The 15740-nt window shown below is 44.8% G+C and carries 17 protein-coding genes; all 17 read right to left on the reverse strand.

The window, feature by feature from the left end; genetic code table 11:
* Positions 1-19: 19 nt before the first annotated feature.
* Positions 20-298: a DUF4314 domain-containing protein gene (locus tag KGMB01110_RS07000; protein WP_117468884.1), complete on the reverse strand. Its 279-nt coding sequence runs from the start codon at positions 296-298 to the stop codon at positions 20-22.
* A 16-nt stretch (positions 299-314) separates the two neighbouring features.
* Positions 315-626 carry a hypothetical protein gene (locus KGMB01110_RS07005; RefSeq protein WP_117559088.1) on the reverse strand — a complete coding sequence of 104 codons (312 nt, stop codon included), beginning with the start codon at positions 624-626 and terminating at the stop codon, positions 315-317.
* Between the two features lie 82 nt (positions 627-708).
* The gene (locus tag KGMB01110_RS07010) at positions 709-1683 is read right to left on the reverse strand and encodes an ArdC family protein (protein ID WP_174714250.1); all 975 of its coding nucleotides are present in this window, start codon (positions 1681-1683) and stop codon (positions 709-711) included.
* Positions 1684-1688: 5 nt separating this feature from the next.
* The gene (locus tag KGMB01110_RS07015) at positions 1689-2495 is read right to left on the reverse strand and encodes a PcfB family protein (RefSeq protein ID WP_119297910.1); all 807 of its coding nucleotides are present in this window, start codon (positions 2493-2495) and stop codon (positions 1689-1691) included.
* A complete protein-coding gene (locus tag KGMB01110_RS07020) occupies positions 2495-3778 on the reverse strand; it encodes a relaxase/mobilization nuclease domain-containing protein (protein ID WP_119297911.1) in 1284 nt (427 codons plus the stop codon). Before KGMB01110_RS07020 ends, KGMB01110_RS07015 begins: the two co-directional genes overlap by 1 nt.
* A 6-nt stretch (positions 3779-3784) precedes the next feature.
* Complete coding sequence (locus KGMB01110_RS07025; protein WP_024852688.1) at positions 3785-4093, reverse strand: plasmid mobilization protein; 309 nt, start codon at positions 4091-4093, stop codon at positions 3785-3787.
* A complete protein-coding gene (locus KGMB01110_RS15030; protein WP_170141699.1) occupies positions 4072-4242 on the reverse strand; it encodes a hypothetical protein in 171 nt (56 codons plus the stop codon). The genes KGMB01110_RS07025 and KGMB01110_RS15030 overlap by 22 nt, the downstream gene beginning before the upstream one ends.
* 138 nt (positions 4243-4380) lie before the next feature.
* Positions 4381-4704 (reverse strand): DUF7768 domain-containing protein, encoded by a 324-nt coding sequence (locus KGMB01110_RS07030; RefSeq protein WP_015513330.1) that lies wholly within the window; start codon positions 4702-4704, stop codon positions 4381-4383.
* A gap of 82 nt (positions 4705-4786) precedes the next feature.
* Positions 4787-5590, reverse strand: coding sequence for a DNA-methyltransferase (locus KGMB01110_RS07035; RefSeq protein WP_330508063.1), 804 nt, complete (start codon positions 5588-5590; stop codon positions 4787-4789).
* A 20-nt stretch (positions 5591-5610) separates the two neighbouring features.
* Positions 5611-6204: a hypothetical protein gene (locus tag KGMB01110_RS07040; RefSeq protein WP_119297912.1), complete on the reverse strand. Its 594-nt coding sequence runs from the start codon at positions 6202-6204 to the stop codon at positions 5611-5613.
* A 10-nt stretch (positions 6205-6214) separates the two neighbouring features.
* Positions 6215-6808 (reverse strand): hypothetical protein, encoded by a 594-nt coding sequence (locus KGMB01110_RS07045; RefSeq protein ID WP_117739220.1) that lies wholly within the window; start codon positions 6806-6808, stop codon positions 6215-6217.
* A gap of 11 nt (positions 6809-6819) precedes the next feature.
* Positions 6820-7566: a hypothetical protein gene (locus KGMB01110_RS07050; RefSeq protein WP_117541896.1), complete on the reverse strand. Its 747-nt coding sequence runs from the start codon at positions 7564-7566 to the stop codon at positions 6820-6822.
* A gap of 6 nt (positions 7567-7572) precedes the next feature.
* On the reverse strand, positions 7573-8550 hold the full coding sequence (locus tag KGMB01110_RS07055; RefSeq protein ID WP_117541895.1) for a DUF3991 and TOPRIM domain-containing protein: 978 nt from the start codon (positions 8548-8550) through the stop codon (positions 7573-7575).
* Positions 8550-9710 carry a methionine adenosyltransferase gene (gene metK, locus KGMB01110_RS07060; protein WP_117541894.1) on the reverse strand — a complete coding sequence of 387 codons (1161 nt, stop codon included), beginning with the start codon at positions 9708-9710 and terminating at the stop codon, positions 8550-8552. Before metK ends, KGMB01110_RS07055 begins: the two co-directional genes overlap by 1 nt.
* Positions 9711-9846: 136 nt before the next feature.
* Positions 9847-14217, reverse strand: coding sequence for a SpaA isopeptide-forming pilin-related protein (locus tag KGMB01110_RS07065; protein WP_119297913.1), 4371 nt, complete (start codon positions 14215-14217; stop codon positions 9847-9849).
* A gap of 72 nt (positions 14218-14289) precedes the next feature.
* Positions 14290-14823 carry a gamma-glutamylcyclotransferase family protein gene (locus KGMB01110_RS07070; protein ID WP_330508064.1) on the reverse strand — a complete coding sequence of 178 codons (534 nt, stop codon included), beginning with the start codon at positions 14821-14823 and terminating at the stop codon, positions 14290-14292.
* Complete coding sequence (locus KGMB01110_RS07075; RefSeq protein ID WP_117541892.1) at positions 14778-15740, reverse strand: amidoligase family protein; 963 nt, start codon at positions 15738-15740, stop codon at positions 14778-14780. Before KGMB01110_RS07075 ends, KGMB01110_RS07070 begins: the two co-directional genes overlap by 46 nt.

Genomic DNA, 15740 nt, shown 5'->3' on the forward strand with positions numbered 1-15740 from the left:
CAGTCCTGCTTTTTTGTACTTATCTCTGCAAGTCAGATTCTCTTTTCTTGCGTGGCTTTTCTTCTGGATGTCCCTGTCCTTCTTTCTTATGAAAGGAATCCACTCCCGGTATCAGTGAGAGACTTCTGCCGTTGTCCCACTTAACACCGAGCTGGCCTGCATCATCCACATACTGCACAGTTCCTTCCAGTCCCTGCGGCATACCCGCTTCTCCGTCCATCGAATCCAGACAGATTCTTGTTCCTGCCGGATACTGTTCTCTAAGTCTTGCCACTTTTTCTCTTGAATAAATGACCATTCCATCACTCCTCTCTCTACCAGAACATATGTCTGGTGGTATTCGGTCTTGCCACCTGAAGGATGACTTTGTCAATCCCGTCACTGTATCTTCCGGCCGCAAGATATTTACTTCTGAGTCTGTTGAGTGCTTTACGGATCTGTCTTTGTTCCCCTGCCGTGATCTGCAGACGTTTCTCGGCAAGGTCGTATTCCCTTACTTTTTTCAGGAGTGTTTCCGTTTCTTCCGCATGTCCGTCCTGCTCACGCTGTGCCTTAAGTTCTTCGTTCAGTGCCACCACGAACATATTTTTCATAATGTTATCCATCTTCAAATAATAGTTTGCCATCTGTCTGCCCTCCTTCTTTTGTTACACCAACCATATCACAAGACTTCCGTAATAGCTACTCCAACCGTCCAGATTTTCACCTTTATCGTTCCGGCTGCGTCTTTGTTTTTTTCTCTTTCCCGGACGGCTTTTCCGTTTTGGATTCCGGTGTTTTGGTCGGATCTGCAATGGCAAATTCATCGGTCGTAAACTCCTGTTCCTTCGCACCGAAATTACGCTCCACATGGTTTCGGATGGTGTAAGAAGCCTGACGGATATCATTTAAGAAGTTTCGAAGTTCCTGCGGATCTTTCTTTCCGTATTCATTCCTCTGTGCAATATACTCCAGATTGAATCCGGTAACATCCACACCATAACGTTTCGCAATCACATAGGCTGCACAATAAGCCTGTGCACTGACTTTCTGTCGGCTGTAGGTTCCGGTATGCTGGTCCAGTGCTGCACACGCCAGTTCTCTGTTCAGTGCATGGAATGTCGTTACTTCACTCATTCCGTTGCGGATATAAATGGTACGGTATCTCGGATTGTACTGGGCCTGCACTTTGTCTGGCAGATCATCCTCAATCTGCACACGTACCGACTGGTCTTTTAAGACAGTTCCTATCAGTTCTGTCAGACTTCGCTGAGGGCGTTCTTCCAATGGCTTTCCTGACATCTGACTGATGTCAAATCCTTTTCCGATCGTATACCCTCTCCGCATTTCACCGTCTTTTTCGTATTCAGTGGAAATCATATAAGTAATGCCATGCTCCCCTGCTTTTACTGAACGGTGTTCTTCTCTCCAGCGTTCATAAGACCTTACTACCTTAAAATCTGGATGCTGTCCGTAAATCAAAAGCAGATTCGGAGTTCTCTGTGTATTACACTCTGCCATAAAATCCAGAAAGCCTTTCAGTTTTTCTCCATCCTGAAAAACTCCCTGTGCCTGTGAATCTACTTCAGCCCATACCTCTTCTCTTTCCTGCTGCTTCTTGGCTGCATATTCTTCCTTTGTCAGCTTCTGTTCTGGAACCTGTGTTTCTTCTGTTCCGTTTGAAATCATATTTGTTAAATCCATTTTCATTACCTGCCTTTCGTTTTCATATTCTTACGTTTTTTCCGGCTCTCTCTGGCATTTTTCCGTCTGTCCGGCCGTTTACGTTTCTCTCCCTGCTCCTTGCGGATATCTCCGAGTTCTTTCCGCACAGATGGTTTTTCATTTTTTTCTTCCCAGCTAGTTTCCCGACCGGAAGAAGTATTTCTGTTGCGCGAGAAAGGTTCGGATCGATTCTTTTCGTTCCCCTCCTGCGCCTGTGTAAAATTTCTTTCCGTGAAAGCCTCGTCTCCAATCTGGAACATATCCTCTGCATCGTCCAGTTCAAACTCGATCTTACCTTCCGGCAGGACAACAGTTTCTGTCCGTACATTCTCCCCAGATGCTTGTTCCATCTGGCTCTCTGCCTGTTCCGGTGCAGTCTCTTTTTCTACCGCTTCCGTAACCATAGAGCCTGATTCTGCTTTTACAAAGTCCAGATTCATACGGTCTAATACCCGGTTCATCTTTGCTGCGTCATCCGCAAATACCATCACTTCTGTCTGGTCTGGATTCACCTTATCCTTGATGACAACATATAAGATTCCTCTCGCTTTGGCTTCTTTCGCAAACTCTTTCAGCCGGTCACCCGGAACGGTAAAAAATTTCATCGGACGCTGTTCTTTCAGCATTCTGGTAAGCCTTGTTTTTCCTCTTGTCTTTTTCTGGTCCTTCAAGGCGGCAGCAATAAAGACTGCCACATGTTTTGCTACATTCCCGGTGATCTTCAGCGAATACTCCATCCCTTCCAGACTGTACCGCACCACCTGATCTGCCGGTTCTGCTCCGTAATTCATTATCTCACCTCTTCACGTTCTTTTTCTTTGTGTTCCACACGCTTCTCATTCTGGTTCTGTTCTTCTGCCTTTCGAAGTCTTTCTTCAATTTCCAGTGAATGCTTTTCAATCCGGATGGTCATACGGACTTCTTTTCGGAGATTCTTTAATTCCTCATTGATTTCGGACAACCGTACTGTTCCACTGTCTTCGCTTCCATTCCGATAGATCTTTCTGCGTTCCTTCATCAGTCCTGAAATCTGTTTCTGCAATGGCTCACGGTATGTGGCAAGCTGTTCTCTGGTCGTAATGTCATGTTTCATTAAAAATTCAATCTGTTCGATCCTCTGATCCAGTTTCCGGATCTCCTCTCTGACGGCATACGGACTTCTTTTCGGTCTTTTTGGCAGTACCCCCATCTGATATAAATAAGAATAATATAATGCCTGTATCCCGGTCAGTTTCTTCTTGGAATGGATCTGCACCGTCTTTTGATAGATGCGTTTCACTTTTGGCTGTAAGATCTGCCCACGTATTTCCTCTTCGGAATAATTTTTTCCAAGAGAACGCAGACGGATATACCGTTCCATACCCGGAGCCTTTAAAGCGACATATTTCCGGTTCAGTTTCCATGTGTATCCACGCTTTTCCATTTCTTTTAAGAATTGTGACCAGGAGTAGCTTTCCTGTACAGACTCCCTGATATCCAGACGGATCGCACTTCTCCATGTCGGTTTCCCTTCCTGTTCCGCTTTCCACTGTACATAAGGGATTGATTTTTTCTGGTCAGATTCAATGATAGACAGACCATATTTTCTGCACAGCTCATCGGAGATCTTCCGGATCTCCGTATAATAACTCTTTGCATTACTGTGGTACTTACGCCCGTCTGCCATGCTCACAGAGTTCCAGACAATGTGGTTATGATAATGTCTGGTATTCAGATGCGTTGTGATAACGACTTCATACTGTCCCTTCAAGAGCCGGTCTGCCAGTTCCTGTCCGATGAGATGTGCCAGTTCCGGTGTCACTTCACCTTCTGCAAAACTCTGTACCAGATGGTATCCTTCCACACCGCCCATCTTATGGAATCTCTTTTTTGTTGCCACCATATCTGCATACGCATTTTCATTGGTACATCCGATGGTATCTTCGAAGACCGCCTGTTCCGTCTTTGTCCGGTTCATGGCATAATCAATGGCAGCCTCTAGAGAGTCTGCTTTCTGTGTGGTTTTTTCTTTGTCTTTCACATATTCGATGGAACGGTCCAGGCGGTGGACGGGGATAACACTTGTATAAGCCATCTGTCATTACCACTCTTCCTTTACCAGATGCCATGTCTCTTTGGTAAGCCGGAGCATTTCCTGCACACTCTGCTCACTTGCCATTCCCGAAGCATTCGCAACATGGGCAAGCTGGTTCGCATTATTGCACAGACCCGCTATCTTCCTAAGCAGTTCCGGATGATGCTCACAGGGTTTTGCGTGTACCTGTGCTCCTAAGATCAGCGAACGCATAAACTCTTCCCGACTCAGTCCGCTTTTTTCCACCTGTTCCTCCAATTCCCTGAGTTCCCTTGCATTTAACCGCACCGGGATCACATGGTTTCGTTTTCGCATTGCATCACCGTCCCTTCTCTTTTCTCTTTCATCATATTGCCAAGCTCCTGATCCGACCGTTTCGCAGTTACCATACAGCAGGTCACCACGACTCCGAAACAACCTCCACACATCAATGCGATCATAATCATGACTCCGTCTCTTAACATAGCTTATCCTTCCTTTCCGTTTTCATTTTGTATTCGGGGGATTGGGGTTCTCCCCAAAGTGCGTTTGGATATCCAAACGCTATGCTTGCAATACGAGTACCACCAGTTTCTGTAGCACTGGATTGACTCGATTCTGATTTATTTTGATTCTTTTATCTGTACCAATCCATCAAGTGTCGTACAAATGATATGGAGTCTGTCTGCCATACTGATTTCGGTATTCATTGTTCCTGTCACTTCTTTTCCACATACGACTACCATCCGGCATCTCCGTAAAAGGATATGTGACATTCTTCCATATCCCTGCATATCTTCTGCATCGGACTCTTCCAAGAATGGTGAGAATACAAATCTCGGACAGATTGGTACATACCCAAGTTCATAGATTTTTCTGCAATATTTCTGCACTTTTACCCGGCTTTCTTCTGCTGAACAGCACACATAAGCCAGAGCCTGTTCCATACGCTCCATCCCCTTTCTGCATCCAGTTGGATGCCACTGCTTTTCTCTATTAAAAAACAAGATGTCCTATTGGACATCCCGGCTACTTTTCATCCTCGTTTTCTTCTGCTTCTAACGCAAACTTCACTCTGTCACTTCCCAATTTATAGTAGGCATCCGTCACTTCAATCCCTACGGCACGATACCCTGTCGTAACCGCTGCAAGGACAGTTGTTCCAGCCCCGGCAAACGGGTCCAGGATCAGACCTCCCGGCTCGCAGATCTGGATCACATCTTTCATAAGCTGCAATGGTTTCTCTGTCACATGGATGCGGTTCTGCGGATTTCCATATCGGAAAACACCCGGCAGACAGGAGACCGGGCGGTTGATCGGCATCGGTCCGTTACTGCCCCACACGATATATTCAGCCTGCTGGCGGAAGCGTCCTTTCTGCGGACGGGAGTTTCCCTTATCCCACACTGCGGTTCCTCTCCAGATCCAGCCTGCCCACTGCAGGGCATCTGTGATCGACGGGTACTGTCTCCAGTCAATGAACAGACAGATAGGTGCCCCTTTCTTGCAGGCTTTCCGGACATCATACAGCCACTCAGCCATCCAGTGTGTCCAGGATCTCTGGTCTTTGTTGTCTCCATCAAAATCCGGGAGTGCATTTGCGGCACTCATGCTGCTGTATTTCTGGTTGGTGGTGCGGTTCCTTTCATTCTGCTTTGTCCCTCCGGACGCATACGGCGGATCGGTAATAACTGCATCAAAGATTCCCGGCTGGAATGCTTTGACCAGTTTCAGCGTATCTCCATGTAAAATCTTCCAGTTCTTCCCTTCGGCATATTCCTCCGGGTATGTTCCCTCTTTCATAAGTTCTTCCAAACTCAGGTCATTTGTCATAGGCATCATCCTTTCTGTTCTCAGCGCTCCGGCTGATTTTTCTTCTTTGTTTGTTTTTTCTGGTAGGACTTTGGCGGTTTCAGTTTCTCAGGAACAGAAAAAGCTCTCCACTTTCCATTTTCATATAAGAACATATCTTTTGTGTGGTTATTAAATATATCCCAAGGGAAAATATCCCCTTTGATATAGATATTTCCTCTTACTTCTCCATACACATGGCTTTCTCCACCGATAACAGGTGCATTTACTCCTACCGTATCAATAAATGCTTTTCCACTGATTATCGCATTTTCCTTTATCTCACCGCCACAGATATAACAGTCTCTCTTTGCAACTGCTCTGTCATAAAAAGTAGCATCTCCGGTAACAACCGCATAACCTCTGACCAGACTGCCATCATAAAGTGCAGCTTCTTCCTTTACCTCACCGTTTTCGCAACAGATTGCATCATCATAAATCCAGCAAGTTCCTTCCTGTGACAGATTCTTTTCATTCTCTACAAAACCGCCCAGTGTTCCTTCTGGTACTTTCTCGTTCACATCGATCAATGCCTGTATTCGATGGAGCCATGGATATTTTGGATGTTCAATTTCTGTAATTTTATACTTACTCATGCTGTCTCCTTTATCGTTCCGGTGGATTTTTCTTTTTGGTCTTCTTTCTAGGATAATATAATGGTGGCTGTAATTTTTCGATTGCTGGTGAAATACTCCATTGTCCATGTTCAAAAATATGTGTGTCCTGCGTATTCGCTTCAATTTTTTCCCATGAAAAAATATTACCATTAACATGGACATTCCCTTGTACCATCCCATAAACACGACTATCCCCGCTAATCAAAGGCTTTTGCAAACACAAAGAACCAATAATGGCTTTTCCAGCAATTACAGCATCATCTTTTATTTCACCACTGCTTATATAACAACTGTCTTTTGCGACTGCATGATTATAAATTCTTGCTTTTCCGGCAACTACTGCAGTTCCTCTAACCATACTGTCATCGTAAATTTCAGCCTCTTCTCGTACCAAACCGCCTTCACAACAGATCGCATCATCATAAATCCAACACCCTCCTCCCTGTGACAGATTCGTTATACTATCTACAAAACCACCTATTGTTCCCTTTGGTACTTTCTCGTTCACATCGATCAATGCCTGTATTCGATGGAGCCATGGATACTGCGGATGTTCAATCGCTGTAATCTTATACTTATTCATATTATCTCCTTTCACCGTTCCGGCTGATGTTTCTTCTTTGTCCTTTTATTTTCTTTTGGTGGCAGACTCAACTCGGTTTCTACATATTCACTGATAATCAAAAGTGCTTTGTAATAATCCCCACTTTCCAATACTCTTTTACACATTTCTTTTGCTTCTGCTGTCTGTTTATTCTTTTTCAAAAGAGTTGAGGCATCGCCCATAATGGAAAAAATATTCCCATCATGTCCAAGGAGTTGTAACTTGGGACGTTGTTTCTCAGGCTTTATCGGGATTTGCTCTGTTTTCTTTTCATAGATTTTCGGCTGCTCCATATCTGGATGCCAGAAATGCACATTCAGCATTCCACCATCTACCTTGATATCCCTCTGCTCAAATCCTTCACCCCACCCGTCACTGTACTGCCCTGTAATGTATTCGGTGAATTCCTGTAGTTCTTCCTGACTTAAAAATTCATTTAATTCCAGTTTGGTACAGCCGTACAGGATTCCATCTTTGTTTTCTACCGTAACAACTGCACTTTGTATTTTTCCATGAATGGACTCACTTCCATCAAAATACTGCATGAGATCATCTTCCCCATAGCGTTCCAGTTCTTCTCGGATAGCATCTTCATAATCGGCAAGTTCTGTTCCATCTAATGGCATTCCATATTCATCACTCTCCGACCAATCTTCTTCCCATTCGGATTCTTCGGAAAAAAGATTTCCAGTCAGCTCCGTCAACATCTGTACGTGTATCGTTTCTTTTTCTTCCATTCTCTATCACCTTCTTTCTAATGGTCTGTCCCTGCATTTATTTTCCTGCTTTTTTTCTTTCGCAAGGTCTGCGTAATCTGCCCCTTCTTTTTCCGGCAGATTGCAAATAATCTGATACGTTCCCTCGTAATGCTTTTTCATCTGTTCTTTTGCCCATCTCCCGGCAAAATCATTATCAGTACAGATTTCAATTTCTTTGATTTCCGGGTGGTTCTTCAGGAACTCTTCCAGTACGTCCGGCGGCTTTTTAAAACGTTCACTCTGTATCTGTGCGTTTTCTTTCGGAGCAGCAATTCCCCCAAGGGAAAGCCGGTATTTATCCTGCTTTCCCTCTTCCAGTGTCATATGTGCCAGTGCATCAATACAGGCTTCGTAAACAGCAACCCGATTCGTCTCTTTTCTTGGAGGAATACAAAAACTGTACTTCTTTTCACTTCCGGCCTGTTCCATCTTGAATCCTTTCCCGTTTTTTTCATAGATTCCTCGTAGGAAGGCATATCTCGCTTTTCCCGATTCATCTTTCCCGACAAAAACAGCATTATGGTACGGAACACTTTCATAAAGGATTTCCTGTGAGATACAATACGTGATCACTGCATCACTGATTCCACGATGGTTCAGATAGGCCCGGATTCTCCGGCAGTTTAAGAATCTCTCCGGCAGTTTAAATGGTGGTTTTTCTTTTTCAACTGACTGTGTCGGAAGAAAAGACGGACGTTCTTCGCACAACAGCTTTACGGCATCTGTAAATTTCATCCCATCCACTTCTATGAGGAAACGCAGTGCAGACACGCCGCCGATATCTCTGGACTTCCAATGCCATTTACTGGACAGTTCATTGATTTTAAAACTGTCGTGGTCTGTCAACTGCCATTCATTTCTGGTTCTTGTCTTTTGCAGTCTCTGTGCCTGATGCGTTCGTAAATACTCATACGCAGTCATGTTCTTTGCTGCCTGAATCTCCTCTTCCGTTACCCAGGGCATTACAGAATGGTATCCTGAAGAGCCAGTACCTTATCAGTTCGCTCCCAAGGAAACTCCTTTCTTCCAAAGTGTCCAAAAACTGCCGTCTGCCGGAAAATCGGACGGTTCAGTCTGAGAGATTCCATGATCTGGACAGGTGTCACTCCAAACACCAGTGGGATTGCTCTCGCCAGACAATCATCTGCACACACTTTTCCTGTACCAAAGGTATCCACTGCGATCATCACCGGCTCTGCCACTCCGATTGCGTAAGCCAGAGACACCTGACATCTGCTTGCAAGTCCGGCAGCTACCATATTTTTAGCAATATATCTTGCCATATATGCTGCAGATCGATCTACTTTTGAACAATCCTTCCCCGAAAATGCACCGCCGCCATGCGGAACCATACTGCCATAGGTATCCACCATCAGCTTTCTTCCGGTCAGTCCGGTATCTGCATCAAGGCCTCCACACACAAATCTCCCTGACGGATTGACCAGGATCTTCGTATCCTCATCCGGAGGCAGTAATCGGAGTGCCGGACGAAGCACCTTCTCCCTGATCTCGGTCTCTAACTTCTTCAGACTCTTTTCTGCACTATGCTGGCAGGAAACAACCACGCTTTCCAGTCTCACTGGTTTTTCATCTTCATATTCTACGGTTACCTGTGCTTTCCCATCCGAAAAGATATCTTTGATATATCCGCTTCTTCTGCAAGCCGAAAGTTCACGGGTAATCCGGTGTGCCAAGACGATAGGCATTGGCATAAGCTGTGCGGTTTCATCACACGCATAACCGACCATAACACCCTGATCTCCAGCTCCCCGGCTTCTGTCTCTTCCCTTTTTTCCATTGTTGTCCCGGAATTCTTTTGATACAATCACTGCTTTTGCGATATCCGGACTCTGCTGGTGTACAAACGTATCCATTTCTATTCCATCCGTACAATATCCGCATTCTCCCAGAACCTTTCGGATCACATCAAACACTGGCGGCTCATATCCGCTGCTGATCTCTCCTGCTACAAACACATTTCCTCTTGTGGCCAGCACTTCACATGCAACCCTTGAAGATGGATCATGTTTCAGGCATTCATCTAAGATTGCATCTGCGATCTGGTCACATACTTTATCCGGGTGTCCTTCTGTTACTGATTCTGCTGTATAATAACGTCTCATTTTTCTTCTCCTTATATCTACAAGTCCTGCCACTGGAAAATCCTTACTTGCGAATGCATGGCAAGATAAACAGGGCAGGAGCTGCCTGATACACATCTCCTGCCCTGCCGGATTGATTTATCCAGTTATTCTTCTTTTATTTTTCTTCTGTTTCTTCTTTGTTTTCTGTCATTCTTGACTTCTTTCTGCGGTACACAGTCACCCCTGTAACTGTTCCGGCAGATGCCAGTGCAAGCAGGACAAATGCCCATACTTTCTGGTTATCCCCTGTTTTTGGTGCATCGGTCTTTCCAGTTGTTTTCTCCGGTGTTCTGGCATCTTTCATTTCTACTTTCTGCACTTCCATCGTATCTTTCAATGTAAATGTAATATCTTCGGCAATCTCATAACCATCCGGTGCTGTGATCTCACGCAAGGTAAGTTCCTCATTGACCGGAAGCTTCACAACAGAATGTGGCTTTCCGTCCGTGATCCACTCTTCCAGAACAGTTCCGTCTTTTCGGATGATCTGAAGTTTTGCCCCTTCCAGTTCTTTCCCTGTGGTAATGTCTGTTTTGGAAATTTCCACTTTGGAATATTCGTCTTTCATTTCAACCTTTGTCACACTTCCGTCTTCTTTGACTTCAAAGGTCACATCGCTGGCAGACACATAGCCGTCTTCATAAGGAGCCAGTTCTTCATGCAAGGTATAAGTTCCTTCCGGCAGACCATAGATCACATGGTCTTCTTTGGTACTGGTCCATTCTTCCACGATATTTCCGTCTTTGTCGATTACCTGAAGTTTTGCTCCCTCCAGCTCGCTTCCGGTGGTTGCATCTGTCTTGCTGATCCGTGTCTCGGTCGGCTGGTTCTCAACTTCTTTACTCAGTACAATCTTTTCAAGATTCTGGTTTTCGTAGGATGCATCTACTTTCCATACTTCCTCGTTCGGAAGATATCCGGCTTTTCTGACTTCCTCTTTGACATAATATTTCCCATGTGGAAGGTCACTGTCAAAGGTCAGATTTCCGTTCTTATCGGTTGCTTTCTTTTCCAGCAGGGTATCCTTCTCTACAAGAACTTCTCCCTGATTAGAGACGATATCTTCCCCGGCATACAGCCCGAAGATGACTCCTTCCAGTTTTTCTCCCGTAACAGAGTCCTTCTTTTCTACTGATACGGACACCTTCTGTCTCTCGTTTTTGTAAGTAACCCCTTCATAAACAACTGCCTGTGTATCATCCTCGGCTGTCAGAGTAAATTCTTTCTGCTCGGTATTCAGGACAAAATTCTCTCCTGCCACAACCTCTTTCAGATAATAAGTTCCCAGTGGCAGATTGTTGAGTACTGCCATTCCCTCTTCGTCTGTAGTCAGTTTGGCTACCAGGTCATCTTTCTCGTAACGGACAAGCAGATTTCCTTCCTCGTCCTTTGCCCCATCCGGTGAATAAATGCTATCCTTAGCATATACTTCAAACTGGGCACCTTCTACTCCGGTTTCTTCATATTTAAAATCTTTATAAATACCTGTTTCTTCTTTCCCAGATACCGCTTTTTTTACCTTTGACACAAGCGTCTTTACTTTTTCCAGAACAGAATCTCCGGTTACTTCGGTAAGCTGTTCTCCTTTTTTGGTCAGGAGCAGGCTTCCCACCTGTTCATCGTTTTTCTGTTCTACCTCTACGATCGCAGCTCCTGTATCCGGGTCGATCTGGTGTGCCGTGTTTGAGGATACGGTGATCTCAATGGCACTCTGCGGATTTTCTTTATAAGTTCCCTTTGCAGTCTGTTCTAATGGTGAAAGGATCTTTTCTCCGTCATACAGAGACTCTTCGTGTCCCTGTCTTACAAATCCTTCCGGTGCTTTCACTTCCTCGATCCGATAAGTTGAGCATTTCAGTTCCTGCGGTGTAATCAGATATCCTTCCTCATTGGTCTGGAATACGCTGATCTTTTCTTTTTTCGGATACTGAACAACCTGTTCGATGTATCTCTTATTTGTCACATCGTAAATCTTATAAGAAGCACCAGCCTTTAAAACCGTATTTCCAGTCTGTGCATCCTTCTTTACAATTTTCAACAAGAATTCAAACGGACGGTCATCAAATACTCTCCACTGCATTGGTTCTCTGCTGTCATTTTCCACATTTACAACAAATGGATCAATGGTTTTCAGATTCTCCGGGGTAGTGCTTTCCACTACAACATAACTTCCATACGGCAGTTCCGGGCTGACTGCGTATCCTTTTGTATCTGTGATCAGTTCCGGCACTGGTACGGCTGTTCCATTCTCATAGGTGACTGCCACCTTCTCGTTACTGAAATCATAATTTTTAAAATCACTTGCCGTGTATCTTTCTCCATTGGACGGTTTCAGTTTCCCATTTTTCACCTGTGTCAGGTCGCTGATCAGATATACCTGAAATCCTGCTCCTGCAACCAGGTCTGTTTCTGTCTGCTCTCCATCTTCACTGACTTTGATCAACTGGAATGCCTGTTTCTTTACCTGCTCTTTTACCGTAAGGTCTCTTGTCACTTCTGCAACATCCTGACCTTCATAAGTTACGGATACTTCATATTTTGTAGTATCCAGTGTATATCCTTCCGGTGGAGTGATTTCTTTTACATACATTTCTCCAAGGTATAATTCTGAAAACTCCAGTGTTCCATCATCTCCGATGACTCCCTGCGCGATCAGGCTGTCCTGTTTATACAGAACTCCTGTTGTTCCATCCGGATGCACGATGTCCTCTTTGGCATACAGACCATACACCGCACCACGAAGAACACTGTCCCCCTGTGCCTTAAATGCAAGTGTTTCTTTATCGATCTTTGCGATTTTTACCCTTCCGGTGACTCTCTCATCGGTTGCTGCTACAGTCAATGTCTTTCCGGCTGCAACATCTACTTTATATACTTCTGTATTCAGTTTGTACCCTGTCGGAGCAGTAACCTCTTTTACATACACAGTTTTCAGTGCGGAATCAAAATAATCACTGACTGCTTTTCCGTCTGTTCCGGTTGCAGTCATCGTCATCAGCAGATTTTCGCACTTCTTATCGGTGTAAATACCGTATACTGCTCCAGATAGTGGGTTCTGTGTATTGATATCTTTCTTCGTCAACTCAATACGTGTCATGTTCAGCCACTGTACGCTGAAGCTTACCGGAGCTGCTGTTTCGCTTTCGAATACACCGATATCCTGTTTGGAATCTCCGGTCGTCAGCACCAGCGTTCTCCATGTCTTTCCGACAGAACCGTATAAGTTGCCGGAAGCATAACTGCCTGTCAGCAACAGATCTGCCGACATATAAAAGGTATCGCCGCCATAAATCTGGATCTTTCCATTTGTCACACTTGTTCCTTTGGTCAGATTATGTGCGGTGACATGTTCCGGTACACTCAGTGTCACATAATTTCTGTGATCTCCAGACAGTGTGATATTCGGTGTTTTCTGGAGATTTCCATCCCTTACTGCATTCAGTTTCGTACTGGAAAGGCTCAGTTCCCCTTTTGGCGGTTCTTCCTGTCCGAACAGGTAATTGATATATGCGATCACCCCTGCATTTACAAGGTCATTGTAATTACAGCCTGTAAATCCGGCTTCTCCTGCGTAAGCGTAGCTGGCTGCAATGTGCGTATACACATACTTTTCATCCTCTGATTTCCCGGACAGATAACTTCCTGTCAGATCTCCTGCCCCACCATAGCCATAGTAAAGGACTTTCTGCAGATTCTTGTTACTGTCCAATACCTGTGCCACATAACTTCCACTCGGTGGGGATGCTTTCTGGGACTGGAGACAGTATGCGATCTTTCCGTTTACGGTAAACAGACACGTAAGATAATTTCCAAGATAACTTGGATAATAAATCGTTCTTCCTTTTGTCAGTGTGACTGTTGAACCGCTGCTTGTAGCTCTTTCAGCCGCAGACAGTACCATGACATTCCCTTCTTCAATATCCTCTTTGAGTTCTTCGATTGCCTGTGCAGATGCATCTTCCCCGGATGCCTCGATCTCTACATCGGTATAGTTCTGCACAGGCGAGTCCGAATCATCTTCAGATTTTGTATCTGATTTTTGCTTTTCTCCACCATTGTCCTGTGCATGTGCCTGACCTTCCGTATCCGTCAGGATCACCTTTCGGCTGATGGTATAGCTGTCACTCTGATCCTTTGGTACAACCATGTAAGAGGCAATGTAAGTTCCGGCTTTGTCCGGATGGTATGCCCCTCCATTTTCATCTTGGATGCTGACAAGCGTAACATCCTCTTTTTCTGCATCATAATGGATTCCTTCCATACTGGTTTCCACTGCAAATGTTTCATCCGAAATCGCTTTCGTGATATCGTCTGCCGTAACTGCCTTCTCTTTCTGACTCGTAGCCGCCTGTTCGGATGCCTGTACCTCCTGCCCCACATCCGTCTGCTCGGCAGCAAACGCATTGGCACTGCTTAAGGTACTGACGCCCATCAGAACAGCCAGTCCAAAGGCTGCGATTCTGGTTTTTAAATTCTTCACCTTCATATGTGTTTCCTTCCTATAATAAATATATTGTTCAGTAAAATACCGCAGAAGGCGTTCCCTCTGCGGTAACATTTATCTTGTATATTGCTTTTCTGCTTTTTTCATTTCCTGTCTGGTGCGTTTGACTGCATCCATCACTGCCTTTGTCGGCAAACCATTTTCCAGACATCCTTCCAGAATTCCATCCAGATAAAATTTCGATGGTCTTGCCGGAACATCCTTATGAGGGGAGTTCATCGTGTATACGAATACTTCCCTTAAAGCTCCTTCCTGATCCTTTACCTGAATGGTTTCTTTCCCATAAAAATTCGGAAATCCTTCATAAAAATCCAGATTCTTTTCACAAGCTTCTGTGATCTTCCATAAGACTCCTTCCACATAGCTTTCTTTTTCCGGAAGCACAGTTGCAACGCCATTTCCCGGAGCTCTGCCACGAAATGCCAGGCGGTAATCTTCCAGCCGGACATTTCCAACCACTTCCGCATCCGGACAGCGGAATCTCATCTGCCCCAGGTTCATGTTACTTCCATATGCAAAATAATATCTTTCTTCTATTTTCCTCACCTCGATCTGACGTCTTCCGTCCTTTGTTTTTTCTTCAGGCACTCATATGTGCTTTTGTCATATCTCCATGCCAGATCACCTTCCAGATTTGCCAGCAGATGTTTCCGTACATTCTTATATTCTTCTCCGATTAATCCGAGCCGCAACAAAAACGTTCGGAATGTAAACGCCGGGTTTTCTGAGATCGGTGTCTTTTTCATCTGGGTGGATCTCTGATTGATCGCCTGTGCGGAAATCGCAAGTGCCAGTGTAATGTTCGCCCTCACTTTTCCTGCATGAAGGGTACTTTCAAAACAGCGCCACTCCAATGTTCCTTTGGAAAATACAGCATGGAGGTTTAATGCATAATACCGGGTACTGTCATAATGATTATGACTTCCATCCCTGCCTCCATACCAGACATTTCTTACCCGGTCCATTGTAATGGATTTGTTTGGCATTTTTCGGATCTTCTCCAAAACCTCCGGACGCACCTTCTGACAATAGCTGTACTCTCTTCTTTCCTGCACTTTCAGTGCTTTGAACAGAATATCTTCCTTCGCATACATAATCGTCAGCGCATTTTTCAGACTCTGCGGTGTATGGTTCGCCGCATCTACATGAACATGCTGACCACAGGACTCATTGACAAAACCTCCATGTTTTCGCAGACAGCGTACAACTTCCTGTAGTTTTCCCATTTCATCATACGATAATTTCGGTGATACCATCTCTGTTGAATATTCTCCGCTTGCTGCCACGATTTGACCACCTGATTTTCTTTGTGTATCAATGCTCCCATCAGACATGAACTTCCACTTTTTTCCTTCCTGATCTCTCACTGACCATACCCCGTAATAAGTACCGTCATAAAAAGCTTCTGTCCCGAACAGTTCTGCTACAACTTCTGCAGCCCGTTGTCTGGTGATCCCTGTCATTTCGATTTCTGTGCCAAAGTATTGATCTTTTATACCGATCAT

It is taken from the genome of Mediterraneibacter butyricigenes (assembly GCF_003574295.1).
Taxonomy (GTDB): Bacteria; Bacillota; Clostridia; order Lachnospirales; family Lachnospiraceae; genus Mediterraneibacter_A; species Mediterraneibacter_A butyricigenes.